General features: G+C 39.9%; 26 protein-coding genes. 7 read left to right on the forward strand and 19 right to left on the reverse strand.

Features of this window, described 5'->3' with window-relative positions:
* Nucleotides 1-46 precede the first annotated feature (46 nt).
* The gene (gene ctlX, locus MTN97_RS13910; RefSeq protein WP_248474653.1) at nucleotides 47-958 is read right to left on the reverse strand and encodes a citrulline utilization hydrolase CtlX; all 912 of its coding nucleotides are present in this window, start codon (nucleotides 956-958) and stop codon (nucleotides 47-49) included.
* On the reverse strand, nucleotides 955-2,037 hold the full coding sequence (locus MTN97_RS13915) for an ornithine cyclodeaminase (RefSeq protein ID WP_248474654.1): 1,083 nt from the start codon (nucleotides 2,035-2,037) through the stop codon (nucleotides 955-957). Before MTN97_RS13915 ends, ctlX begins: the two co-directional genes overlap by 4 nt.
* 164 nt (nucleotides 2,038-2,201) lie before the next feature.
* Between MTN97_RS13915 and MTN97_RS13920 the strand changes: the two genes are divergently transcribed.
* The 3 genes from MTN97_RS13920 (at nucleotide 2,202) to MTN97_RS13930 (ending at nucleotide 4,426) form a co-directional block, all read left to right on the forward strand.
* On the forward strand, nucleotides 2,202-2,633 hold the full coding sequence (locus MTN97_RS13920) for an Lrp/AsnC family transcriptional regulator (RefSeq protein WP_069439756.1): 432 nt from the start codon (nucleotides 2,202-2,204) through the stop codon (nucleotides 2,631-2,633).
* Nucleotides 2,634-2,707: 74 nt separating this feature from the next.
* A complete protein-coding gene (locus MTN97_RS13925; RefSeq protein WP_248474655.1) occupies nucleotides 2,708-3,418 on the forward strand; it encodes an AraC family transcriptional regulator in 711 nt (236 codons plus the stop codon).
* 150 nt (nucleotides 3,419-3,568) lie between these two features.
* Nucleotides 3,569-4,426: a DMT family transporter gene (locus MTN97_RS13930; protein ID WP_248474656.1), complete on the forward strand. Its 858-nt coding sequence runs from the start codon at nucleotides 3,569-3,571 to the stop codon at nucleotides 4,424-4,426.
* Between the two features lie 72 nt (nucleotides 4,427-4,498).
* Here MTN97_RS13930 and MTN97_RS13935 read toward each other — a convergent pair whose 3' ends face one another.
* The 3 genes from MTN97_RS13935 to MTN97_RS13945 form a co-directional block, all read right to left on the reverse strand.
* Nucleotides 4,499-5,494: a patatin family protein gene (locus MTN97_RS13935; protein ID WP_069439753.1), complete on the reverse strand. Its 996-nt coding sequence runs from the start codon at nucleotides 5,492-5,494 to the stop codon at nucleotides 4,499-4,501.
* Between the two features lie 224 nt (nucleotides 5,495-5,718).
* On the reverse strand, nucleotides 5,719-6,711 hold the full coding sequence (locus MTN97_RS13940) for an LLM class flavin-dependent oxidoreductase (protein ID WP_036984037.1): 993 nt from the start codon (nucleotides 6,709-6,711) through the stop codon (nucleotides 5,719-5,721).
* 144 nt (nucleotides 6,712-6,855) lie between these two features.
* Nucleotides 6,856-7,602, reverse strand: a complete 747-nt coding sequence (locus MTN97_RS13945) for a siderophore-interacting protein (RefSeq protein ID WP_138626448.1) — start codon at nucleotides 7,600-7,602, stop codon at nucleotides 6,856-6,858.
* A 102-nt stretch (nucleotides 7,603-7,704) separates the two neighbouring features.
* On the opposite strand from MTN97_RS13945, the gene MTN97_RS13950 reads away from it, so the two are divergent.
* The 3 genes from MTN97_RS13950 to MTN97_RS13960 all read left to right on the forward strand — a co-directional run bounded on the left by MTN97_RS13950 (nucleotide 7,705) and on the right by MTN97_RS13960 (nucleotide 9,863).
* Nucleotides 7,705-8,124: a MarR family winged helix-turn-helix transcriptional regulator gene (locus tag MTN97_RS13950; RefSeq protein WP_138626449.1), complete on the forward strand. Its 420-nt coding sequence runs from the start codon at nucleotides 7,705-7,707 to the stop codon at nucleotides 8,122-8,124.
* Nucleotides 8,125-8,205: 81 nt separating this feature from the next.
* Nucleotides 8,206-8,619, forward strand: a complete 414-nt coding sequence (locus MTN97_RS13955; protein WP_013463339.1) for a LexA family protein — start codon at nucleotides 8,206-8,208, stop codon at nucleotides 8,617-8,619.
* Nucleotides 8,607-9,863 (forward strand): Y-family DNA polymerase, encoded by a 1,257-nt coding sequence (locus tag MTN97_RS13960; protein WP_248474657.1) that lies wholly within the window; start codon nucleotides 8,607-8,609, stop codon nucleotides 9,861-9,863. The genes MTN97_RS13955 and MTN97_RS13960 overlap by 13 nt, the downstream gene beginning before the upstream one ends.
* Here the strand turns inward: MTN97_RS13960 and MTN97_RS13965 are convergent.
* The 5 genes from MTN97_RS13965 to MTN97_RS13985 all read right to left on the reverse strand — a co-directional run bounded on the left by MTN97_RS13965 (nucleotide 9,860) and on the right by MTN97_RS13985 (nucleotide 11,952).
* Nucleotides 9,860-10,315, reverse strand: coding sequence for a hypothetical protein (locus tag MTN97_RS13965; RefSeq protein WP_036984033.1), 456 nt, complete (start codon nucleotides 10,313-10,315; stop codon nucleotides 9,860-9,862). The two genes, MTN97_RS13960 and MTN97_RS13965, sit on opposite strands and share 4 nt — an antisense overlap.
* A 292-nt stretch (nucleotides 10,316-10,607) precedes the next feature.
* Nucleotides 10,608-11,126, reverse strand: coding sequence for a DUF4240 domain-containing protein (locus tag MTN97_RS13970; RefSeq protein WP_024601008.1), 519 nt, complete (start codon nucleotides 11,124-11,126; stop codon nucleotides 10,608-10,610).
* On the reverse strand, nucleotides 11,123-11,317 hold the full coding sequence (locus MTN97_RS13975; protein WP_008468098.1) for a YwbE family protein: 195 nt from the start codon (nucleotides 11,315-11,317) through the stop codon (nucleotides 11,123-11,125). Before MTN97_RS13975 ends, MTN97_RS13970 begins: the two co-directional genes overlap by 4 nt.
* 131 nt (nucleotides 11,318-11,448) lie before the next feature.
* The gene (locus MTN97_RS13980) at nucleotides 11,449-11,739 is read right to left on the reverse strand and encodes a hypothetical protein (RefSeq protein WP_024601009.1); all 291 of its coding nucleotides are present in this window, start codon (nucleotides 11,737-11,739) and stop codon (nucleotides 11,449-11,451) included.
* Nucleotides 11,740-11,742: 3 nt separating this feature from the next.
* Complete coding sequence (locus tag MTN97_RS13985) at nucleotides 11,743-11,952, reverse strand: hypothetical protein (RefSeq protein ID WP_248474658.1); 210 nt, start codon at nucleotides 11,950-11,952, stop codon at nucleotides 11,743-11,745.
* Between the two features lie 100 nt (nucleotides 11,953-12,052).
* Between MTN97_RS13985 and MTN97_RS13990 the strand changes: the two genes are divergently transcribed.
* Nucleotides 12,053-12,856: an ion transporter gene (locus tag MTN97_RS13990; protein ID WP_171034682.1), complete on the forward strand. Its 804-nt coding sequence runs from the start codon at nucleotides 12,053-12,055 to the stop codon at nucleotides 12,854-12,856.
* Nucleotides 12,857-12,888: 32 nt separating this feature from the next.
* Here MTN97_RS13990 and MTN97_RS17925 read toward each other — a convergent pair whose 3' ends face one another.
* The 9 genes from MTN97_RS17925 to MTN97_RS14035 all read right to left on the reverse strand — a co-directional run bounded on the left by MTN97_RS17925 (nucleotide 12,889) and on the right by MTN97_RS14035 (nucleotide 23,852).
* The gene (locus MTN97_RS17925) at nucleotides 12,889-13,269 is read right to left on the reverse strand and encodes a hypothetical protein (RefSeq protein ID WP_282447390.1); all 381 of its coding nucleotides are present in this window, start codon (nucleotides 13,267-13,269) and stop codon (nucleotides 12,889-12,891) included.
* 183 nt (nucleotides 13,270-13,452) lie between these two features.
* The gene (gene asd / locus MTN97_RS14000; protein ID WP_248474659.1) at nucleotides 13,453-14,592 is read right to left on the reverse strand and encodes an aspartate-semialdehyde dehydrogenase; all 1,140 of its coding nucleotides are present in this window, start codon (nucleotides 14,590-14,592) and stop codon (nucleotides 13,453-13,455) included.
* Between the two features lie 202 nt (nucleotides 14,593-14,794).
* Nucleotides 14,795-17,518 carry a TonB-dependent receptor domain-containing protein gene (locus MTN97_RS14005; RefSeq protein WP_248474660.1) on the reverse strand — a complete coding sequence of 908 codons (2,724 nt, stop codon included), beginning with the start codon at nucleotides 17,516-17,518 and terminating at the stop codon, nucleotides 14,795-14,797.
* Between the two features lie 72 nt (nucleotides 17,519-17,590).
* Entirely contained in the window at nucleotides 17,591-19,198 is a 1,608-nt protein-coding gene (locus MTN97_RS14010; protein ID WP_214551893.1) for a hypothetical protein, read from the reverse strand.
* Between the two features lie 313 nt (nucleotides 19,199-19,511).
* On the reverse strand, nucleotides 19,512-20,840 hold the full coding sequence (locus MTN97_RS14015) for a tetratricopeptide repeat protein (protein WP_248474661.1): 1,329 nt from the start codon (nucleotides 20,838-20,840) through the stop codon (nucleotides 19,512-19,514).
* A 37-nt stretch (nucleotides 20,841-20,877) separates the two neighbouring features.
* Nucleotides 20,878-21,483 (reverse strand): energy transducer TonB, encoded by a 606-nt coding sequence (locus tag MTN97_RS14020; protein WP_248474662.1) that lies wholly within the window; start codon nucleotides 21,481-21,483, stop codon nucleotides 20,878-20,880.
* A gap of 6 nt (nucleotides 21,484-21,489) precedes the next feature.
* Nucleotides 21,490-21,900 carry a biopolymer transporter ExbD gene (locus MTN97_RS14025; RefSeq protein ID WP_036984025.1) on the reverse strand — a complete coding sequence of 137 codons (411 nt, stop codon included), beginning with the start codon at nucleotides 21,898-21,900 and terminating at the stop codon, nucleotides 21,490-21,492.
* Between the two features lie 53 nt (nucleotides 21,901-21,953).
* Nucleotides 21,954-22,481, reverse strand: a complete 528-nt coding sequence (locus tag MTN97_RS14030; RefSeq protein ID WP_036984024.1) for a MotA/TolQ/ExbB proton channel family protein — start codon at nucleotides 22,479-22,481, stop codon at nucleotides 21,954-21,956.
* 3 nt (nucleotides 22,482-22,484) lie between these two features.
* Nucleotides 22,485-23,852 carry a MotA/TolQ/ExbB proton channel family protein gene (locus MTN97_RS14035; protein WP_138570563.1) on the reverse strand — a complete coding sequence of 456 codons (1,368 nt, stop codon included), beginning with the start codon at nucleotides 23,850-23,852 and terminating at the stop codon, nucleotides 22,485-22,487.
* Between the last annotated feature and the right edge of the window lie 9 nt (nucleotides 23,853-23,861).

Below are 23,861 nucleotides of genomic sequence, written 5' to 3' on the forward strand. Positions count from 1 at the left end.
GATTAAGGCAGCTTAGCTGCCTTAAATATGTAGACTTAGTGGTAGGTTATTTACTTTTCAGGTGTATGCCAGCAATCATGCATCTAACCGAACCTCCCGCCGACTCTATGATTGGTATAGGTAACGAAACAAGTTTAGCTGTTTGTTGTATTGCTGCTTTTTGTTCGGTTGTAAGTGCATTAAACGCCGTTTGTGAGAGTGCTAAAATACGGCCATTTGTACCTTGTAGCTCTATTGCGTTGCCGCAAAAGCTATTTATTTGCTCATTTGTTAAGTTGATAACTTCTAAATGGCTTTGTAAAAAATGGCTAGTTAATTGTTTATGCTGACTTATTGGCACCATATCTAGGCTGATCATGGCAAACTCTGTTGCTACACACATTAATACATTAGTATGATAAATCGCAGTGCCTTGTTCGTCATAAGCATTAAATACAACAGGTTTGAGCTTAAGTTGTTCACACACTGTATCTACCACAGTTTTTGTAGTGCGCTTAGATTCTACTGCATAAGCAAGCTTATGTGGGTGATCAATAACAAGCGACCCGGTGCCTTCTAAAAACGCATTTTCTTTCACTAAAAACGAATAATCAGTCAGAGATGACACTTTATAGTGATTAGTCAAAAAATCAATAATATCTTTTCGATATTCTAATCTTCTGTTTTCTGCATACATTGGATAAACAACTAGCTCACCACTTTGATGTGTTGAAAACCAGTTATTAGGAAACACTGAGTCCGGCGTGTGTGTATGCTCATCTTCAAATAAATGAACAGTGACGCCTTCGTTTTGTAATAATTTAACCGCATTAGTAACTTCGTCAAAAGCGAGCTGCCCCTGATTTTTTGAGTTACAGGTGCTTTGAAACGTGTTGTCTAACATAGTTTGTGGGTTAGATGTAAAGTGATGCGGTCGCACCATAACCACAGCGCTTGGTGCTTGCTTTATATAACTCATGCCACTTGCTCTTGCTTGGTTATGCTAGGTGTATCAGCCGTATTTAGTACCGAAAATAGATTACGGGGATCGGCTTGTTGTGTAATTAAATCAAGTAGTTCAAACTCACCAGCAGCCACCAGCGCGTCTTTAATATACACCAGCGCGGTAAAGTCTTCGCTTGCAAAACCTACCCCATCAAAAATAGTAAGCTCGTTGTTACTTGTACGCCCAGGTGCTTGTTTATTAATTACTTTATGAAACTCTGTTACGGCAAAGGTATCGCTCATTTGCTGTATTTCGCCCTCTATTCTGGTTTGCGGTTCGTACTCTACAAACACATTTGCGCGCGCTAATAATTGTGAATCAAGCTCTGTTTTACCAGGGCAATCGCCACCAATGGCATTTAAATGCACGCCCTGGGGGATCATATCGCTGGTTAAAATAGTGGCATTTTTTTTATCGGCTGTGCAGGTGGTAATAATGTGCGCGCCTTGCACGGCTTCTTCTGCGCTATTGCATAGAGTTACATTTAAGCCATAGTCAATTAAATTGTTGTAGGCTTTTTGTGAGGCATTTTTATCAATATCGTATAAGCGAATGTGAGTAATACCTAATACGGCTTTAAAAGCGAGTGCCTGAAACTCAGACTGTGCACCATTACCAATTAATGTCAGCGTTGTTGAATTTTTAGGTGCCAAGTATTTAGCCACCAATGCTGATGTAGCTGCGGTACGTAGTGCAGTCAGTAAACACATTTCACTGATCATAACCGGATAGCCACTATCAACATCCGATAAAATACCAAAGGCCGCGACGGTTTGAAGCTCCTTAAAGGTGTTTTTTGGGTGGCCATTTACATATTTACAGCTAAACATTTTGCCATCGCTTACGGGCATAAGCTCTATTACGCCATCTGGAGAGTGCGCTGCATAACGTGGTGATTTATCAAATTCGTGCCAGCGAGCAAAGTCTTGCTTTAATTTTTGGGTGAGCTCTAATAGCACATTTTCTATGCCTACTTTATTTATAAGTTTAGCCATTGCCTGTACGCTAACAAATGGAACACCTTGTTTTGGCTGTACGATAAAGTGACTCATGTATACCTCTGTAATAAAAATATGAACTAATTGAAATAAGTTTATCGACTACAGATGCCAGTTAAAATGCCAATATTTTATACAAATGATATTATTTTTTATCATTTTGCTATGCTTTAATGTGCAAATTTAGTAATTTGTATCGAAAAATAGCGAGACTTTTTATGACCCCTTATATTTACGACTCATTAGATAACGCGTTAATAGCTGAATTAAGAAAAGATGGCCGTGCTTCTATTTCTGCTTTAGCTGATGTTTTAAAAGTGTCGCGCGGGACGGTACAAAACCGCTTAGACCGTTTGGTTTCATCGGGTGCTATATTAGGCTTTACGGTGCGTGTACACGAACACATAGAAACCGAAGCGGTAAGAGCCATTATGATGGTGGAAGTGGTTGGTAAATCTACATCGCAGGTAATTAAAGCCATGCGCGGTATACCCGAGCTAACAAAGTTACATACCACCAATGGCGCTTGGGATTTAGTGGCTGAAATACAGGCGGCAAATTTAGGTGAGTTTGATGGCATACTCAGGCAAGTACGCGAAATAGAAGGCATTTTAAATAGCGAAACCAGTATATTATTATCATCTACTTAGGTTTATTAACGCTATGTTTTACTAAAAGTATTTTAGGCAATACTCGGTTTATGTATTAGATATTGGAGTACGCAATGAATAAGCTTTCTATTCGGTATTATTCGCAAGATATAAAGCGCCACCAGCATAATTACCATCAACTCGTGTTACCCCTACACGGTGAAATACACATAACATTAAATAATGACTTTAAAACAACGGTTAGTACGGGTAGTTGTATCATTATAGAGAAAAACGTGGTGCATGCCTTTACGGCCGATGAATCCGCGCGTTTTATTGTGGCAGATTTAGACGCGCTACCTCAAAACCTTATTCATCTTTTATGCCCTAAAATCTCAATAGATAGCCGTTTATTAAGTTACTTACAATTTATAGAGCAGCAATTGCTTTTTGTTAACGACGACAAGCTTACTAGTTCAACCTTTGATTTATTTTACTTATTACTTTGTGAGCAAAGTAGCCACAGTAATATTGATAAGCGAATAGATAATGTAATAACCATTGTTAAGCAAAATTTAGCGTACCCCTACACGTTAAAAGAGCTGGCTGATATAGCCTGTTTAAGCGTTACGCAATTTAAAACTGTATTTAAAAAAAGTACCACTATGAGTGCACTGCAATATTTAACTATGTTGCGAATGCAGCACGCTCGCGCCCTTTTAACCCATTCAGACTTACCGATTGCTTTAGTAGGCGAGCGCATTGGTTATAACGATGCCTCTGCGTTTAGCCGCCGGTTTAATTTATACTTTGGGCAGCCACCTAAAGCATTTGAAAAGCAGTAATGTAGATAATCTAAACACGAGATAATAAATCAAGCTTAAGCATAACTTAGGTTAAATTGCGTCATAACAAACAATAGCACCGTCTTTTTAGCACATTTTTAAAAGCCTCAACTGATACACTTAGTAAATAGTATTTACGGAGGGTAATTAATGGCAACATACATAGGTTTTTTAGCAATATTTTCGTGGGGGCTTTTAGCTTTACTGGGTAATTTAACCAAAGCACTCCCGGCTTTTCAGTTACTTTTTATGTGCTTTGCACTCTCTTTTATTATTTTATTAGTAAAACGTTTTGCTTCAAAACAGCCATTATTAACCCCTCCTAAGCTTTCTAAAAAACAACTTATAATAGGTGTTACTGGCTTATTTGGTTTTCACTTTTGTTATTTTATGGCTTTAAAATACGGCCCTTTAATTGAGGTAAGTTTAATAGTGTATCTTTGGCCATTATTACTGGGTGTATTTGTGGCTACCCCAGGGTCTAAATTTAAAGCAATATTGGGCGGATTATTGGGGTTTTTAGGTACGCTTAGTTTAATTACCGATGGCAGTGGATTATCTATCAATAGTGAGTATTACTTAGGGTATTTTTTTGCAGGTTGCTGCGCGGTACTGTGGTCTAGTTATTCTTATTTAATGTCGCAATTTGATAGCCATGTAGATGACATAGGCTGGCTTTCACTTATTGTGGCAGTGCTTGCCCTTTTTGCACATTTTTTTTTTGAAACAACCGTTATTAGATTGTCTGTCTCACAATGGCTAGGTGCTATTTTATTGGGATTAGGCCCTGTAGGCGGGGCGTTTTATTTATGGGACTATGGTTTAAAATTTGGTAACCGATCGCTATTAGCCTCATTGAGTTTTTTAACGCCGGTGCTCTCTACCTTTATTTTAATACTCGCCTCGCAGGCTCCCTTTAGTTGCTCAGTATTTATAGCTTTAGTACTTATTTTATTAGGGGCGACGATTAGCAATAAAAAGCCATCGATAAGTTTAAAAAAAGCATAGTTTTAATTTTCCGAGGTATTTTACCAACGCTTAAACTTAAGTGGTAATTTAAGTTTAAGCGTTAATATACAGCTACGCTATGTAGCTGTGTTTATAATCATCCTGAGCTGGGTGATGGTTTTTTAAGTAGTTATGACCTGCTGCTAAACCAAGTTTATAGTCAAATCGTAAGTCATCATTTGAGCTGCCTAATAACTTACTATAAAGCTTTTGATTTGCAAAAATTTGGATTATTTCTACATCTTTTGGTGGGTTAGCAATAAATGCTAACTCATCTTCGTAGGCTTGCTCATGTTGTAATAAGTAATCTATTGTTTTTGGGCAATAGCCAGATACTTCAACAAATGATTTTAATTTACTTATCCATGCTGATTGAGCCTGAAAAGCTTCATCAACGGTGCGTATAACCACAATTTTGCGTGCGCCACGATTATAGGCTTCGCGTACAGGAAGCGGTGCGGCAAGGCCACCGTCTAAGTAAAAATCAGACTCTGACTGTATCTCGGTTTTACCTAATTCATTTGCGGCTAATGCATTTAACCACGGCGTCAATTTTACACCTTGCTTATATAAAAATGGCAGTGCACTTGACGCTTTTAATAGTTCTCGCCATTGTTGGCCTTCCCCTGTTGGGGATAAAAAATAAGGTTTGCGATCACGGGCATTAGTTGCGGTAATTAATAGCTCACGGTCACCTAAACTGGCTTTTGCGGTTTTAAAATCAAGCGCTCTGTTCACTTCGGTAGTTTTATCAAAGTACCAATCTAGGTCAACAATATGTTTGCCCATTAGGCCGCGACCTAATTGAAAAAAACGTTTATGACGCGAAAGGCCTCTGATCAGGCGTTTAGCATAGCCTTTTTGACGTGCCAAATAGCTCGTTAAGTTTTGAGAGCCTGCAGATGTGCCAATAAACAAGTCAAATGGATCATACTCTTGCTCCAACCAAGCATCGAGTACACCCGCGGTAAATATCCCTCGTTGTCCGCCACCTTCTGCTATCAGCGCTACTTTTGGCTGCACTGAGTCGTTGCATGAATGGGGTGTCGTACTGTTTTGAGATTTCACGCTTTACCTTCCTATTTATTTAGCTGAATTGTGTTGCATACCCTTATAATAATCGCTCAATATTCATAATTAAAATTGATTGTTTAAATCAGTTCTATTGAAAAAACAGAACAAGCTTTTTCATTGCCACTTTTTAAAATAATGTAAAATGGCCCCGACGTAATCAACTTTAATCTGTTTAATAGCATAACAAGCGTTGAGTGTACGCTTGCTTAACCAATTGCTTATCCGTGTTTTATTTGCATTAAAATTTCAAGCGCCTTATGGCGTTTTTCATTATCAAATAAGTCATTGGTGAATATAAGCTCATCGACCCCTAATTGATTTACGATCATTTCTAACTTGTGTTTAATACTGGCTGGCCCACCGGTAACACTTAACCCTAAAAAGCTCTCAACATGAGCGCGCTCTTGTTCGCTCCACAAACCTTCCATTGTTTCTACTGGGGGTTTTAACCACAACTCGTCGCCTCTAATTAACGATAACACTCGCTGCTTAGATGTAGTTGATAAGTACTGTGCTTCTTCATCTGTATCGGCAGCCACTAAAGGTAATGCCAACATGACATAAGGCTTAGCTAATACACTTGATGGTTTAAATTCTCGTTTATACAAGGCTACTGCATCATGCACAAAACGCGGTGCAAAGTGCCCCGCAAATACATAGGGTAATCCTTTTTGTGCAGCTAATTGCGCACTAAATAAACTTGAACCTAAAAGCCAAATGGGAACATTGGTGTTTTCACCAGGTATTGCTCGCACGCGCTTAGTTCCCTCATAAGGGCCCAATAATGTTTGTAACTCGCTCACTTCATTAGGAAAGTTTTCAGCACGGCTGATATCGTTATTTAATGCACGACTTGTCACAGGATCGCTACCTGGGGCGCGCCCTAACCCTAAATCAATTCGACCTGGGTATAAACTTTCTAAGGTGCCAAATTGCTCAGCAACAACTAAAGGAGCATGATTAGGTAACATAATTCCACCCGACCCTACGCGTATTTTTTTAGTGTGACCGGCTATGTGCCCCACCAAAATTGAAGTAGCCGCACAAACAATCCCAGGCATATTATGATGCTCGGCTAACCAAAAACGATTAAAACCGAGTTCCTCAGCTTTTTGCGCATAGGCTGTACTTTTATTTAAGGTGTCACTCACAGTGGCACCTTTAGGCATAGGCGCCAGTTCTAATAACGAAAAAGGAATGGTTGATAACAAAGTAGCACCTCCAAATTAAATAGCGATTTATAGCGCTAGCCATAAATAATGAGTCTACGCTAAGAGATGGGTGTGTATGACAGTCAATTCAAGGCGCCTTGCCTTTTAAAAGCTAAATAGCGATGTGATTGAACAACAATTAAGTTAGCTATTTTTAGCCGCAGCGTGTTGACGCTTTAGTTTATAAGCTTCTGAATCAAGCCCTTTTTTCCAATAGCCCGATGCAACAATTTGACTGCGCGGTATAGCTAATTCATCAGTTAATATGGTTTTTGCTTTACGGACTAATCCGGCTTCAAGTGCCATAAATACAATAGGTTGTTGCTCACTAAGTGGTAGCGATTTTAATGCGTTTATCATATCTGTATCGGGGTTATTTGTTATTAACCAAGTTATATCACGCGAGGAGTCTAAGCTAATCACATCATCTTTTGTTGGTGCATGAATAATCGCGTCAATTTTTGCGTTTATAGGCAATTGTTGCACGTAGCCTTTAATTGCATTAACCGAAGTTAAATCGCCAAGTAATAGATAATATGAATGATCATAGTTATCCAACTTTTTAGGGCCTGGCCCTGCTATACCCACTTCATCGCCTACTTTTGCTTCTTTAGCCCAATTAGTGGCTGGGCCTTGGTGCATATTTATCACAAAGTCGAGGGTAAGTGCACCAGTGTGCTCATCAACATGCCTTATAGTGTATGAACGCATACACGTAGTTTTAATATTAAAGTCAACGCGGCCATTTTGTGGAATAAGCACCTTAACGTAGTTACCAATGTATTGCTCACTCAGGTCGTTAAACTCATATGAGCCGACAATAATGCGTTGTAAATGTGGGGTTATTTGCTTTGTGCTTAATACGGTTGCTTTGCGTACTTTTTTACCCATGTAAATTTACCTCACTAAAATGATGAATTGCACAACGCCCCATTGGTTGATAAAATCAACTATAGTGATTTAATTGACTTTGTCAACTATTATGGATTTATTATGAACTCTTCATTGGCCAATACATTATTTGCTTTAATGCAAAGTTATCGCGTTACCATACGCGAAGCCATTAATGCAGGTGAGCTTGGATTAAACGCGATGCATGTACGTTGTCTGCATATTATTGCAGCGACACCTCAGTGCACTGCTAACGATATTGTGAATCAAACCCAACGCGACAAAGCCCAAATAGCACGATTAGTGAAAGAACTGCTCACGCTAAACTTAATTCATAAAAATGCCAGTGAGCATGACAAGCGTTGTTTTATTCTGTCGTTTACCGCACAAGGGTGCACGCTTTACAACAAATTATTAAACGCTGAGCAGTATGTAAATGCGCAAATGTGTAAAAACTTAAACCCACAGCAAATCAATGACTTCTTAGATACAGCTCAGCAAATGATCAAAAATATGGATTGATCGCAGATCCATTACTTGGCATAACTTATATAAAACGAATATACTGTACATTTATACAGTATATTCGTTTTAGGTTGTGTTATGTTTGTTATTCCCATTTATATAGAGGCCGGTGTATGCGGATTTGAGTCACCTGCAGCACAATATACAGAGCTTGGCGTTTCACTTGATGAGTTATTAATAAAGCACCCTGATGCCACGTTTATTGGGATAGCGTCTGGGTGCTCTATGCAAGAAATTGGTATTTTTGAGGGCGACTTACTGTTGGTTGACCGGGCTGAAATACCAAAAGATGGCGATGTTATTGTGGCTAACTTAAATGGTTTATTTGTGTGTAAGCTGCTTGATAAGACCAATGCACGCTTGCTATCAGCCTCTTCTGCTTATAAGCCGGTGCAATTAACTGAGTCAGATGAGTTTCAGCTTGAAGGTGTGGTAACTCGCTCTATTAGGCTGCATCGCCAAAGCCCTGAGTTACTTTCATGTATGCCTTAGTTGATGCCGTTGCTTTTTACGCCAGTGCTGAAAAGGTATTTGATCCCGCCATTCGCTCAAAGCCGGTAGTGGTGCTTACCAATAACGACGGCTGTGTGTGTGCGGTCTGCCCAATTGCGCGTAAGCTTAATATTCCTAAATTTGGCCCTTACTTTAAAGTTAAGCAGTTACTAGAACAAAACAATGTGGTTGTACGCTCTAGTAACTATGAACTATACGCTAATTTAAGCGACCGGATGATGAGTGTAATTGGCCGCTTTTGTGACACCCAGCATGTTTACAGTATCGATGAATCGTTTTTACACTTTAATGGTTATCAACCTTTAATTAACGATTGGCAAGCATACGGGCAACTAATTAGGCGTACTGTATGGCGCGAAACCAAACTCCCTGTTGGGGTTGGCTTTGGCCCAACACCGACCTTAGCCAAAGCCGCTAACCATGCAGCTAAAAAACTAACTGGCTTTAATGGTGTTGCAGTGATTGACGATGAAGTAAGTCGCCGCACTATTTTACAACGAATGCAATGCCAAGATGTTTGGGGGGTGGGCAAACGTTTAGCTAAAAAGCTGGCTCTCATGGACATTCATACCGCGTGGCAACTGGCTGAGCAAAGCCCAAAAACTATTCGTCGCCAATTTAGTGTGGTGCTTGAGCGCACAATTAACGAGCTCAACGGCATTACCTGTTTAAACTGGGATGATGTACGCCAAGATAAACAAGCTATTTTTTCAACACGTAGTTTTGGTCAGCGACTTTGCGACCCCGATGCAGTTAAAACCGCCCTAATAAATCATGCTAGTGTAGTTGCACAAAAATTAAGAGCTCAACAGTCGCTAACTCATCGTATTTATATTTTTGCTGCCAGCTCATCACATGAACACGCCTTTTATAAAAAGTCAGTTATGTATCAATTTGATCCGCCCACTAACGATACCCGCGTTATGGCCAATGCGGTATCAAAGAGTTTTGAGCAAATATATCAACCGGGAATTCGATTTTATAAATGTGGTGTGGGCGCATTAGAGCTCAGCCCACAGCAGTTTCAACAACATCATTTATTTGATAAGCAAACCGATAACCCGCAGTTAATGAACTGTTTAGATGCTATTAATTATAGATACGGTAAAGGAATGCTTAACGTGGCGAGCAGTCAATTAAATGATCATTGGCATATGAACAGGGCTTTTTTATCGCCGCAATACACGACTCGTTGGCGTGATATTCCAAAAATACAGTGTTAGTCGGCAACTTTAATAAATTCACATTCTACACTCGGATTGTCCAATGTGTATTTAAGCGTATTGCTGGTTAAAAAAGTAATGCTTTGTTTAATCGTTCCTTCATGGATAGGATTATCACAGCGGCTCATGCGTAAGCTATTTTCTAGGCCATCTGTTTTATATTTTAGCGAGCTGGTAATAAAACAATAATTTGGTTTTTCAATGGTACGAGTACCATTGTGTAAGGAGTTAAACAAAATCTCTTTGCCTAAGCTAAAACCTTGCCCAGGATCTTCAGGGTTATTAAATTGTAATCGGCTATTAGTACATAACCCAGAATTACTGGAGGTCACTTCGTAATTACCCAGCTTAGTTTGTAACAGCGGAATAAAGCGAGTTTTATTACTTGGGCCTGCCACTGCATAACAGCTAAAAAGGCTTATGATAAGTAAAACCAGTGTGAAAAATTTCATTATAGGCTCTATCCTCGTGTATCAAATATGATCAAGCACTGTGACTATGCTTAGCTATTTCTAACTATAACAGAGATTTACTATAAAAGATGTGAAGTCGTTATACCATAAACACGTCTTTAAACTGTATTTAAAAATACGTAGCTCACAGCAAATACGATTAGATTTTAAAACAGTTCAGTTAGTGAAATAAGAGGATGTGAATAATAGCGCAAGCTGGATCAAAATCTAAGCAACGTAAAATGCATTACCCCTAACCCAAAGTAATGCATTCATAGTCAAAAGTGGGCGATTACTGCCAATACTTAGCAAATAATTGCGGGTAATTTTGTTTTAAAAACTTAGGCTTGTCTTTAAAGCGCTTACCTTTAGGTTGCTCAAGCCCTGATGGGATAAACGGTAACTCATCGTCATTACGTTCTTCATATAACAAACCTGCAATTAGGTCATACTCATCTAAGTACGGGTAAGGTTGCTCGTTTAAAAAATAAAGTGGTGTGCACTGAGCTAGACTATCTGGGTTTTCTAGTGCGGCTTTAAATACCGCTTCCCCCCGAGAAATGAGCCAACAACGAAATTCAGAAAAACCATATTCATCATTACAACCAGCCATTACAAACGCCGCACCAAATAAATCCCAAGTATAACTTTGGCGCATACAAATACTAAACTGTTTATCAAATTCAATTAGCTGCTCGTCGGATAAATCACTCAATGCAGCCTTAAGGGATTGGCATACAGACTCAGGCTCTGCGGTTCTGTCATTTACCGTTACCAATCGCCAAAAATCAGTTAAGGTTAAATCGCTCATGCAATGATCTCTTTTACCCGACCTACTTGACCATCTTCTAACTGTACTTTAATACCGTGCGGATGATTAGGTGACTTAGTTAATAAACGCGACACTATACCATTGGTTAAAGTACCACTGCGTTGATCTTGTTTAAGCACAATATTAACCTCAGTGCCGGGTGTTATTTGTGAACGTGTTGGAACAGCCATATATAATCTCTTTTGCTATTTTTGGGGATTATAGCCTGCTTAATAAAATCACTCCATATTAAAGCTTTTAAAGGCTCTATAAATGCCTAATTCAAGCTAATGTGAAAAATAAACAAAACCCATCGTACACATTATGGCTGCTTAGAAAATGAAATGGCATTGGCTTTAATGTGTATGTTCAAGCTGGCTAACGCATTACAAATAAGCTGCTCAATGTAATCAAACTGATTTTTTTGTTTAGCCTGCTCTAGTGCAATATCATCAATAAAATAACAACTTACTTTAAACTTAGAAGGTAAATTGTTTAAGTCTGCTGAATGGGTAAGAAAGCTAAAGTCCTCCACAGTATCTTTTATTTGCTCACAAGCGAGCGTTAATTGCTGACGAATACGTTTATCTAGCTGCTTTTGGGTTTTGGTCATCGTTTATTGCTGCTCGCGAGCTTGTTGTTCTTTAAATTCTTTGTAACTGTCTTGCTGCTGTTTAACACACTCATGGTATTCCTTATCTGCCATGTAGCTGCATTCACCCAACCGCGCTGATTGAATTTCATGGTAGCGGCTATCGCTGCTACATCCCGCTAACACCAATAATGCGGATAACGAAAGTATATATTTTAACTTATTATTTAACATTCAAAATTCCTACTATTTTAACGGGAAAACTACTGATTTTCGTTATTTTTGCTGTATATTGCACTGGTTTTGTATTTATAACCGTTAAGGGCACGTTATGATGTTGTCGCAGTTACAAGAGCTGTTCCAGCGTATCGATAAAAGTAAACTATTTCAATCATTTGTTATTGCAGTTATTGTTGTTTCTGCATTGACTGTGGGCGCACATACTTATTCATTGCACCCAACCGCCGAACTCGTTCTACATTGGATGGATATAGGCATAACGGTGTTTTTCTTAATTGAACTGATTATTCGCTATATTGCCAGCAAAGGTATCAAGAACTTTTTTTCCAAAGGTTGGAACATTTTTGACTTCATTATCGTGATCGGAAGTTTATACCCCGCGGCAGGCTCTACTATTTTTATTGCTCGACTGCTGCGTATTTTCCGCGTGTTACGATTAGTCTCAATGATCCCAGAACTGCGCTTATTAGTAAATTCGCTAATAAAAGCAATACCTCAAATGGGCTACATAGCACTACTCATGTTCGTTATATTTTATATTTATGCCGCCACTGGCAGTATGTTGTTTGCTGATATAAATCCGGTACTTTGGGGCGATGTGTCTATTTCTATGCTCACCCTGTTTAGAATAGCCACCTTTGAAGATTGGACTGACGTCATGTACGAAACCATGGCCGTGTACAAATTAAGTTGGATTTTTTACCTAACCTTTATCTTTTTAACTGCATTTGTGTTTTTAAATATGATGGTTGGCGCTATTTTAGAAGTGATGAGTGAAGAGCATCGCAATGCACGAGAAGAGCAAGCCGATATAGACTCACTCCCTGCCACCCAAGGCCAAGTAAACGAATTAAAAGCACAACTAGCAGAATTAAAAGAGCTACTTAAAAATAGGTAGCAGGGATAAAAAGGGCATGCATTTGCTTGCCCTTACACTTTAAATTTACCCACCAATCCCGTTAAAATTGACGAAAGGCGATTCATTTCGTTGCCGTTTTCACTGGTGCTCACGGCAATATCACTCACCTCATCAGCCGCATTTTTAATTTCAGTAACATTGCGGTTTATATCTTCAGCTACATGTTGTTGCTCTTCAGCAGCAGTGGCTATTTGCGTATTTAAATCGCTAATATGAACGATAGATGCCGTGATCTCACTAAATTGTTGCTGCGCCGAATGCGCAAGCTCGACAGTTTTATTAGTGGTTTCTATACTGCGTTCCATGTCTTTAAATACCATAGATGACATAGTGCGCAATTTATCAAGCTGTGTTTGGGAAATAACTAAAGCAGCTATAATTAATAACCGCAAGGCAATTGCAGATGCAAAGGAGAGCTTTAATTTTTTGATATATTCATGAAGTTAACCTCTAAAAACACTCTTAAGAATATAGTGTGGCTAAAGGGGTTGAGCAAGAAATAATATGAGAATGTTTCGAAGAGGCAATAAAAAGGTTAGCAATTAGCTAACCCTTTAACTTGATGGGCTAGAAAATTACTCACCGTCTACAATAATTCGTAACATCCGGCGAAGTGGCTCCGCTGCACCCCATAAAAGCTGATCACCCACGGTAAAGGCGCTAATGTATTTTGGCCCCATAGCGAGTTTACGAATACGGCCAACAGGAATACTCAGCGTACCGGTTACTTTAACTGGAGTTAAGTCGGTACTGGTAATATCACGCTGATTAGGAATAACTTTAACCCACTCATTGTGCGAGGCTAAAATTTCTTCTATTTTTTCTACGCTAATGTCTTCACGTAATTTAATGGTCATCGCTTGGCTATGACAACGCATTGCACCGATGCGTACACATAAACCATCAATAGGCACAGGTTGTTTAGATGAGCCTAAGATTTTGTTGGCTTCAACTTGCGCTTTCCACTCTTCTTTTGATTGACCGTTTGGCATAGGCACATCAATCCATGGGATTAAGCTACCCGCCAGTGGCACACCAAACTGGTCTTGTGGCAAATCGCTTGATGCCATTTTTTCGCTGACTATTTTATCAATTTCTAAAATAGCTGAACTTGGGTTATCTAGTTGCTGTGAAACACTTGCATGAATAGCCCCCATTTGAGCTATGAGTTCTTTCATATTGCGTGCACCGGCGCCCGATGCTGCTTGGTAGGTCATTGGGCTTACCCATTCGATTAGGTCTTGCTCAAATAAAGCACCCAGCGCTAGTAGCATAAGTGAAACTGTGCAGTTACCACCTACAAAGGTTTTAACGCCTTGCTCTAGCCCTTGTTCAATGACATCTTTGTTAACGGGGTCAAGTACGATAATACTGTCGTCGCTCATACGCAGGGCAGAGGCCGCATCTATCCAATAGCCATCCCAACCCGATTCACGTAATTTTGGGTACACCGCATTGGTATAATCGCCACCCTGACAGGTAACAATAATGTCCATTTTTGCAAGCTCAGAAATATCGCTGGCATCTAAAAGCGGTTTAGCTGCACCCGCTAACTCAGGGCCAAGCTGACCTGCTTGTGAGGTGGTGAAAAAGGTGGTGTCGATATGTGCAAAATCATGTTGTTGTTCCATTCGCTCGAGTAACACTGAGCCTACCATGCCGCGCCATCCGACTAATCCTACTTTTTTCATTGTTTGTTCCACTGTTTGATTCATAAAAGGAGCCTATACATTAAAAATTAAAAATTCATTGCGTGAGATTTAATTTTTACAGCCCTAAGCTAACACCACCAGCACGCTAAAACTAGTCAATAAACTGTAACTTAAATATTTTTCATACACATAAAAAAGCCCTGTATAAAATACAGGGCTAATGAATAGTTAGGCGTTGTTATAAATCCTATCCTTGGGCTTTTACTTAAAACTCGTAACTAAAGCTCACGCTTAATTCTCTAGGCGTTTCTTGAGAACGAATTAGCACATCATTTTGTTCTACTTTAAAGTTTTGTCCCAACATATTTTTCACTTTAAGTGTTAACGTGGTATTAAACGTTGGGTAGTAACTATAAACCATGTCTAACGAGTTTAAAGGTTGTTCGTAAGCATCATCAAAATTATTAACACCTGCAGCTAAAATACGGTCACCAAATACATTATAAATAACTGAAGCTTGGTGCATGCCATCATGCGAATCGTAATTCAATTGTAAGTTGGCAACATACTTTGAGTGGCCAGTCATACGTCGCTTTAGATTCGTAAGATCGGCGCGCTGTTCTTCTGCAATTTCAACTTCTGAATCACTAACCGTTAAATTACCAGAAGTAAAAAAAGCACCTCCTAATAAATCACTGTGCAACTCCGTTAACCATTCAGCCTCAATACCGTAAACATAGGCTGTATCTGCATTGTCAAACTGAAGAGTAAAACGGCCGTCACTTTCTGTTAATAGTGCTTCGATTGGGTTATCAATATCTTTATAGAATGCGCCAACTGAGTAGTTATCACCATTGTCCATATAAAACTCGATACGTGCATCAAAGTTATCTAAATAGCTAGATTCTAAGAATGGGTTACCAAGCGTTCGATAACCGGTTAGCGGATCTTGGAATTGAACAGGGCTTAGCTCTCGCAAATCAGGGCGTACAACCGTGCTGCCATAACCAAAGCGAACTTGGTACGACTGCTGACTATAAGTCATAGATAATGAAGTAAAATACTCATCTTCCATCACACTTGCTTGTTTTATCGCATCTGCACTTAATTTATCTGCCAATAAAGCAGGATCAAATGCTGAGCGAGAAAAAGCAAGAGCAACTTGGCGGAAGTCCTCGTAACGCACACCACCACTTAAACGCCAATCTTGAGCAAAAGTAATATCAAAAGAGCCATAATAAGCATCAATCATTTGCGCTGCTAAGTAATCATCGGCTGTCGGTTCTTGAAACAATAACTCGACATCCGTTGAATCGATCACTGCATCATTTGCAAAGAAACTACCAATTGACAGCGCCTCTTCTTCACTTTGTGCTAAATCTAAAGACTGTGTTTGGCTAAAGCGATAGTTGAAAAAGTCTGTACGGTAATCACGCGTTTTTTCAACAAAATAGCCGCCGCCCGCAATTTCAACTTCGGCGTTATCAAAGTAAAAAACTTTGTTAACATTAACGCCCCAGTTTTCTACATCGTCTTCTAGCTCAACAAATCGATACAAGTAAGGGTTACCACCTAAACTACCATTATAAAAAGTACGTTGATATTCGCCATCGGCGTACTCATCACGCACCGTTACTTCAAGCTCGCCAGGTATACTCGTCGTCGCTGTTGAATCAGTATACTGCCAATCTACACCAACACCCTCAAGAAAACTCCACTCTAAATTATGCATTCCACGAAGTTGAAGTATTTCAAGTTCCCGTTCCTCAAAAGAGGTTAAGTGGCTTCGCTGTAATTGCCCAGCATCAATGCTTAATGACTTTGAAGGCTCTTGGTAAAGCGCAACAGCAGCTTCATCTTCAGTATCTCGTAGCATCATATAGGTGGCTGTTAAATCATGGCCGCCAATTTTATAACCTAAATTTAAAGAGCTATTTAATTTTATATTATGCTTGGTTGATACTTCTTTCTCTGTAGCAGAGTAACAAGTAAAGTTATCTTTTGAACATTCAGATTCAGATGCGTCAACAGAAGAAAGTACAGCGCTAAACTTCTCTGCATTAGACCACTCATTTTCATAAGCAACTGACGCTAAGAAACCAAAAGAGCCATCTAAGCCAAATAAGTTATCAAATCGGTCACCATACACAGCTTTAATGCCTGCATCAGGGTTTAAGCTTTCTTTTTCTAAGCCAAAATCTCTTGGTAGTGCTTTTGATAAACTTTTATTTAAGCCTATTGCAGCTGCTTGACCAATATCCGCCCCCTGACGTCTTGACTCGACGTCTCTTATATTTCTATATGAGATATCAGACAAGCCATTGATATAGGTATTTAGCGCCGTTTTAACGGCTCCAGGTAATGCGCGTGTACCATCATCTTTACCTAACCAGTCATCACTGCCGCCATTGTATGTATAGCCTTCATCGTTTGTATCTTTATAGCTAGCACCAATCTCAACTTTAAATAAAGTATCACTTGGAATGCTTTTCGTCCTGATATTAACGTCACCACCACCAAAAGCCGCAGGCATATTAGGCGAATAGGCTTTTTGAACAGCTAAAGATTCAATAATACTTGATGGAAAGATATCAAGTGGAATTACATTTCGGGTCAGATCTGGGCTTGGAACAACTGCGCCATTTAAACGCACGCTTGAGTAACGCTCGCCTAACCCGCGTACATAAATAAACTTATCGTTAACTAATGATAAGCCTGTAACACGACGAAGTGCTGAAGCGGCATCGCTATCACCTGTTCTAGATATTTGCTCTGAACCCATTATATCAGCGACAAATGCCTGGTTTTTACGTTCATCAATTACGGCACTAGCACTGCCTTTAAGGCGCGTACCTGTTGCAACAACTTCTTCTATCGCTTCTTCATTTATTATTTCTTGTGCCTGTTCAGCAAAAGAATTAAATGAAGAAAAAAGGGAGAGCAGAGATAACGTTATTAGATTAGTTTTAAACTGCTTTTGATGTTTCATATTTATATCCTCTAAACCTAAAATTCCCTTAAAAAAGGCGCAAGAGCGCCTTATAATTAGAGCCGGTCTAGATTAATTACTAGCGCGTTGTAAAGATGCGGCTACAAAATCAGCCCACTCACTTGATTCACCTTCTTTAAGTGCACCAATGTAGCCTGCGTTAGTAAAGAAAGAGTCAACTTCACTCATGTCTTTAGCCGTTGTAGATACCGCAGTACCTTGTGAATCAGTAATAGTTGCTGCTGTTGAAACACCATCAGCACCAAGTACATTTGCAAAATCAGCAAAACCAATCAGCTGGTTATTTTCGCCACCAGTAAACCAGGTATTTATATCAAAGCTTGCTAATGCGCCAGTTAAAGGAGTATTTACGTCTTCAAAATTCTTACCACACGCAAATATTGAACTCATAAATGCGATATCACCGTTGTTTGCATTGGCATGCACACCAGCATCTCCTGATTTATCTTTTTCATTATATAAATCAAAACAGCCAGCACCATCTACAGATGATGAGTTTACAAACAACATATTAGCTAATTGCGCTTTACCCCATTCTTTCATTTCCATACCGGCACCAGTACGACGCCCTTCAGCACCTTGATCACCAGTAGTAACAACGGTTGCATTAGCAATAGTTGGGTTAGAAACAGTCGTTACTAAATCTTGTGCGTCTGCAGATAATGGATCTACTTTTGCGCCATCTGTTTCAAATCCATGATTTCCATATTCATTTGAACGTACAAGAATGTACTGTCCGTAACCTTTCCAACCCTCATCCCAGTCAATACCGTCATCACCAGTATCAGTAACAACAATATGTTTAAGATTAACGCTACCACCAAAGAGCTCTATACCATCATCAAAACCATTATGTACATGAACATAATCAATTGTTGTGCCTGATCCAACAGCATTTAGTGTTAAACCATTTAGCTCATCACCTTCAACGCCAAATCCTGCATACTTAATAACAATATGCTTTAATATACCGCTACTATCTTGCGGGTCATTACCACCATAATACGAAACAATACCTTCAGCTGAGTGGTTACACATGTCTTGTGCCGCAGCAGTCGCTGTACAACGAATAGAATGGCCACGTCCATTTACCTGAACACCACCCCAATCCCCAATTTGAGCGGTTGTTGAATCATCACCATCAACTTCTTTAATACTTGTGAAAATAATTGGCTTATCTACTTCACCAATTGCTTCAATATTTGCACCGCGTGCAATACGAATAAAACTCTCAGGCTTGGTAAACGCAATGGTAGCGCCTGCTTCAATAGACAGTGTTGGGCCATTAACATCAATAGTAGCGCCTGTAGATGTGTCTACATCGTCACCTATAAATAAAGCACCTTCAAATACATGGGCACCGCCATCGTCTAGCGCAGGGATAACAAAAGAGCTAGTAATTTCTTTTGCATTACTTGCAAATGCTTGGCTGTATAAACAGTTTACGCCTTCTGCTTCACCTGTAAATGTAGCTCCATCTAATGTGTATGTGGCGCAACTTATTGTATCGCCACCATTATCACCACCAGGGTTAGTCACTGAATTGTCTACACTATTATCAACTGTTGTAGGTGTAACGTTAATATCTCCACCACCACAACCAGCCAGTGTTATTGCTGTAGCCACTAAGCTGATTTTGAATAAGCCAGATAATTTCATTGTTCACTCCGTAAAAGTATTTAATTATTGTGTTAGCGCTTTAAGTAATAACTTAAGTCACTTTAAGGCACGATACTCATGCATTAAGGTCACTTGAGTTATCGAATACGAAGTACAATACGGGAGTGATATGACAATGAAGTTACACTTTAATAAACATAAAATGACAATGTTAATTAATTAAAAATCAATTGGTTGCTTTTAAAAGGCAAGTAAAAAACCACACTAACCGAATGTTAGTGTGGTTTGAGTAGTGCAATTATGAAATGGTTTTTAGTGCGTCAATTAAGAGCTAATAATCACACTATAAAAATTAAAGCAGTGCTGTTTTTAATGTTTGCGCATGCACTTTTTCGCGTTTTACATATTTGATCCATTGCTGGGCTAAACGTTGCGATTTTTTGTGCTTTTCAGCTTGTTCAAACGCAAGAATAGACGCATCAAAATTTTGTAAATTGTATTGTGCCATTCCCAAAGCAACAAACGCATTTGATTCAAAATCAAGGCCGCCTTTATCCAGTGCCATTCGCGCTGAATCGGTAGCTTCGTCATACTGCTCTGTATTTACATACACTTCAGCCAAGCGCTGATCGTATTTACCATGCTCTGAGCGCTCTGCAGCTTTGGTAAAGTAACTAATCGACTTAGCATCTTCTTTAGCTTGTATCATGGCCTCGGCTACAAAGGCATAATTTTTAGCTGTTGGTTCAGCAATGCCCTGCTCTATTGCCTTACTCATTACACTGGCGGCTTTGTAAGCAAGCTGATTATATAAATATACCTGTGCAAGCTGTCTTAGGTCAGATTTAGAGGTTAAAAATCCTTGCTGGTAAGCCGCTTCTAAAACACTAAGCTGCTGTTTTTCTTGCCCAGTTTCACCGTACATACTGGCTAATTGCACCCAATACTCAGGTTTGTTGTATAGCTTTACCATACGCTCAAGTACGCTGACTACTTTATCCGTTTGGTTAAGTGAGTAATACATAGCACGTTGCAGTACCAGCCAGTTTTCTTTTGGTACTTTGCCTTCGCTATCACTTAAGTTAATGGCTTGGGTAATGTAACTCAGGCCTTGCTCATAGTCTTTTAATTGATAGTAGGTTTGCGCTCTTAATAAATAATAGGCGTCGGTTTTAGGCTTAGTATTAATGGCATCCCATTTATCTAAAAATGCAATCGCCTTTTTATAGTCACTGTTAGCCATAGCAAGCTGAGCAAGGCTAAATGTCGTGCTCAAACGAAGCGTTTCTGGAATGCCATCTTCGCCAATCACTTTTTCAAATGAAGCAATCGCTTTTACAAGGTCGTTTTCATTGTAATAAATAAACCCGTAAAAGTTATGCATCATCGCAATTTCATAAGAGTTCATACTTGATGAGCGCGCTTGTATGCTGTCAAGCGCAGCCAAGCCCGCTTTACTGTCGCCATCATCCGCAAGTTTTTGGGCGCGAGCTAATTGGCTGTATACTTTTTCACGCAGTGCGGGTACTCGTGTTGTTTTTTGCTGTTCAGCGGCCTGTACTGTCGCCAAATTTACACCCGGAAGTACACTTAATGCACTTGGTGTAACAACACTGGCACTGATTGCAACAGTGCACAATATACTCAGCTTTAATAGCTTGGTTGTTAGTTTTAATTTCATAATTGCCTCACGTTCACTCTTTGCTTACTTAACAGAATTAACCATTAATTTGGAAAGAAATTTTATTTTGCACACCGGCTACTTCAACGGCTTCACCATTAACCACGCGCGGTTTATATTTAAATTTAAGGGCTGCATCCATCGCGGCTCTGTCAAACAATGACTCTGGCTCGGCTTTAATAACTTGTGGCTCTTTCACTGTGCCTTGCTTGGTCACTGTAAATTCAACAATGACATAGCCTTCAATACCACGCGATAACGCACGTCTTGGGTATACCGGTGCCACTTTTACTATGGGTAAATACTCACCGTCACTGGTTTCTAACGCTAATCCACCCGCTAGATTTACATCAGCATCAACATTGGCAGCAAAATCAAAGTTGTTGCTAGCAGCGTTGTTATCGCTACTTTGCATTTGTGGCGATTCCATTGGCGGTGGTGGCTCTTTAGGTGTCGGTGGCTTTTGTGGTTTACGCTCCTTTTTTTGTACCGTTTCTTCTTTTTTCAAACGGACAAAATCCAACACATTCCCTTTTGCAGGCTCCGTCATGGCGCCCTCGCTACCGGTGATCAATGCCTGCATACCTAAAAAAAGCATAAAGGTCACCACACCCGCTATAATTAACGCAAGTACATAACGCATCACTCGTTACCCTTCTTGAGCCGCTATTGAAACATCAAATACACCCGCTGCACGCGAGGCATCCATCACTTTTATCAAGGTTTCTGTGGTGGCTTTTTTATCGGCTTGAATAACCACACTACCTTGTGGATTTTCCGCCTTTAAGCGCTCAATGTTGGCTTGTACAGCGCGTACATCAACTTGACGTTTATTGATCCAAATTTCGCCTTGATCTGAAATGGCCACTAGTATATTGGCGCGCTCTTTTTTAACTGCAGTTGCCGCTTCTGGGCGGTTTACATCAATACCGGCTTCTTTTACAAACGAGGCTGTAACAATGAAGAAAATAAGCATAATAAATACAACATCCAGCATAGGAGTCATGTTTATTTCTTCTGCTTCATCTTCTTGGAATAAATTACCTAATGGGGCTCTCATTTTACATCTCCTAGAACAAGCGGTGATTATGTTCACCGCTTTTCAATAATTATTTAGTGGTCCAACACCATAGTGTCTTGCAACAATTCAACTTCACGCTTTGCTTTACGCTGTAAATAGGTTGAGGCAAACACCCCAGATAACGCACCGACCATTCCTGCCATTGTCGGTATGGTTGCTTTTGACACTCCCGATGCCATAGAGCGTGCGCTGCCTGTACCTGTAATAGCCATTACATCGAAGACTTCAATCATCCCTGTAACTGTGCCAAGCAATCCTAATAGTGGACACAGCGCTACCATTACATTAATCAGCGGTAAGTTTGCGTTTAATCGCATACTGGCGCGTGACACCATGGCCTGGCGTATTTGCTCTGCGTTCCAGCTGTTGCGTTCACTGCGCGTTTTCCACGTATTTTTAACGTCTTTTTTGTAGTAACGATAGCCATTAAAAAAGTACATAAATCGCTCGAGTATCAATAACCACATCGCGAAAATTAACACGGCAATGACCAAAAGCACTTGGCCACCCGTGTCGAGAAAATCACGGATAGCATTGATTGAATCAATCAATAGCACCATGGTTTAGGCTCCTTTCTCGCTTCGCTCGGCAATAATACCTGCACTTTGTTCTTGTAAAATAAGTAGTAAACCTTTCGAGCGGGTATTCAATAAGGTGTATAAAAACACCGTAGGGATAGCAACCACAAGGCCTAGCACGGTAGTCACTAGTGCTTGAGAAATACCGCCCGCCATTAGTTTAGGGTCGCCAGTACCGAATAAAGTGATAGCTTGGAATGTGTTGATCATCCCGGTTACCGTACCGAGTAAGCCCAGCAGTGGCGCTACCACAGAGATAATTTTAATAAGCGTTAAATTACGGGTGATTTTTGGCATTTCGCGTAAAATGGCTTCGCTTAACTTAAGTTCAAGCGTGTCGTACGCCACATTTGGGTATTGATCTTTCACTTTCATGACGCGCCCTAGCGGGTTGTCATCACGAGCTGTATCGTCTTTTAATTGACGACGGATTTTTCCACCCATCAGCAGGAGCGATACAAAACGCTCTAACGCAATTAATAACGCTAATAAGCCAACGCCTAAAATAACGTAACCAACTGCACCACCTTGATGAACTTGCTCGCTGGTATCAGGGGCTTGTACTAACAAACCTAAAATTGAACCACCAGTTGGGTCAAGCGCAAACGGCACCACACCGGTGTTTGCTTGCTGCAAATCAGCCGCAGTCGCAGTAAAGCGGCTACTTGGTTGGCGAGTAAGCTGGCTAATAGTATTGGTAGAAGGCGTATACTCTAGGTACTGACCGTCACTAATAAGGTTAAATGCACCCACACGTACCACTTCTTTTTGTACTTTATTGCCACCGTCAACAATTACATCAGTATTGAAGCGGCTTACTTTTCCTTGTTCGGTCATTTCGCGTTGTAGCTCAAACCAAACCTTTTCGATATCTTCAATAGACGCAAGCTTTGAGGTAGAACCCATTTTTTGCGCCAATTCGTCCATAAAAGTACTACGCCCAGGTAACTGAGCCGATACCACCGAGGTTGCAAACTTATTGCTAGAATCTCCAGCAACTTGTTGTAGCACACCAAATAGCTCTTTTAATGAACCCATACGCTTTGATAAAGTATCGGTCAGGTTAGCCAATTTAATTTCGTTTTCTTCAAACTGCGTTTCTAAACGCTCTGACTCGCTAAGCATCTGATTTCGTTTAGCTTGGGTGTTTTTAAGCATTTGCACTTGTTCATTTTGACGTGCTGCAAATTCTTGTTCGCGTTGTTTATTTTGTTCTGATTGCGCTGATTTACCCTGCTCTAACGTTTTTAATAAGGCATCTAAGTTCATTGGTTCAGCGGCACACATCGCACCTGAAAAACCTAAGCTGGCTGCAAACACGGCCATTTTTGTCATTTTCGTTAATAATTTCATGGTAAACCT

It is taken from the genome of Pseudoalteromonas sp. 2CM36K, from assembly GCF_023161865.1.
Lineage (GTDB): Bacteria > Pseudomonadota > Gammaproteobacteria > Enterobacterales > Alteromonadaceae > Pseudoalteromonas > Pseudoalteromonas tetraodonis.

Bases quoted from the DNA above. Each gene is read 5' to 3' on its own strand.
- ctlX (WP_248474653.1), bottom strand. From the start codon at position 958: ATGAGTTATATAAAGCAAGCACCAAGCGCTGTGGTTATGGTGCGACCG.
- MTN97_RS13915 (WP_248474654.1), bottom strand. From the start codon at position 2,037: ATGAGTCACTTTATCGTACAGCCAAAACAAGGTGTTCCATTTGTTAGC.
- MTN97_RS13920 (WP_069439756.1), top strand. From the start codon at position 2,202: ATGACCCCTTATATTTACGACTCATTAGATAACGCGTTAATAGCTGAA.
- MTN97_RS13925 (WP_248474655.1), top strand. From the start codon at position 2,708: ATGAATAAGCTTTCTATTCGGTATTATTCGCAAGATATAAAGCGCCAC.
- MTN97_RS13930 (WP_248474656.1), top strand. From the start codon at position 3,569: ATGGCAACATACATAGGTTTTTTAGCAATATTTTCGTGGGGGCTTTTA.
- MTN97_RS13945 (WP_138626448.1), bottom strand. From the start codon at position 7,602: ATGGGTAAAAAAGTACGCAAAGCAACCGTATTAAGCACAAAGCAAATA.
- MTN97_RS13950 (WP_138626449.1), top strand. From the start codon at position 7,705: ATGAACTCTTCATTGGCCAATACATTATTTGCTTTAATGCAAAGTTAT.
- MTN97_RS13955 (WP_013463339.1), top strand. From the start codon at position 8,206: ATGTTTGTTATTCCCATTTATATAGAGGCCGGTGTATGCGGATTTGAG.
- MTN97_RS13960 (WP_248474657.1), top strand. From the start codon at position 8,607: ATGTATGCCTTAGTTGATGCCGTTGCTTTTTACGCCAGTGCTGAAAAG.
- MTN97_RS13965 (WP_036984033.1), bottom strand. From the start codon at position 10,315: ATGAAATTTTTCACACTGGTTTTACTTATCATAAGCCTTTTTAGCTGT.
- MTN97_RS13970 (WP_024601008.1), bottom strand. From the start codon at position 11,126: ATGAGCGATTTAACCTTAACTGATTTTTGGCGATTGGTAACGGTAAAT.
- MTN97_RS13975 (WP_008468098.1), bottom strand. From the start codon at position 11,317: ATGGCTGTTCCAACACGTTCACAAATAACACCCGGCACTGAGGTTAAT.
- MTN97_RS13980 (WP_024601009.1), bottom strand. From the start codon at position 11,739: ATGACCAAAACCCAAAAGCAGCTAGATAAACGTATTCGTCAGCAATTA.
- MTN97_RS13985 (WP_248474658.1), bottom strand. From the start codon at position 11,952: ATGTTAAATAATAAGTTAAAATATATACTTTCGTTATCCGCATTATTG.
- MTN97_RS13990 (WP_171034682.1), top strand. From the start codon at position 12,053: ATGTTGTCGCAGTTACAAGAGCTGTTCCAGCGTATCGATAAAAGTAAA.
- asd (WP_248474659.1), bottom strand. From the start codon at position 14,592: ATGAATCAAACAGTGGAACAAACAATGAAAAAAGTAGGATTAGTCGGA.
- MTN97_RS14005 (WP_248474660.1), bottom strand. From the start codon at position 17,518: ATGAAACATCAAAAGCAGTTTAAAACTAATCTAATAACGTTATCTCTG.
- MTN97_RS14010 (WP_214551893.1), bottom strand. From the start codon at position 19,198: ATGAAATTATCTGGCTTATTCAAAATCAGCTTAGTGGCTACAGCAATA.
- MTN97_RS14015 (WP_248474661.1), bottom strand. From the start codon at position 20,840: ATGAAATTAAAACTAACAACCAAGCTATTAAAGCTGAGTATATTGTGC.
- MTN97_RS14020 (WP_248474662.1), bottom strand. From the start codon at position 21,483: ATGCGTTATGTACTTGCGTTAATTATAGCGGGTGTGGTGACCTTTATG.
- MTN97_RS14025 (WP_036984025.1), bottom strand. From the start codon at position 21,900: ATGAGAGCCCCATTAGGTAATTTATTCCAAGAAGATGAAGCAGAAGAA.
- MTN97_RS14030 (WP_036984024.1), bottom strand. From the start codon at position 22,481: ATGGTGCTATTGATTGATTCAATCAATGCTATCCGTGATTTTCTCGAC.
- MTN97_RS14035 (WP_138570563.1), bottom strand. From the start codon at position 23,852: ATGAAATTATTAACGAAAATGACAAAAATGGCCGTGTTTGCAGCCAGC.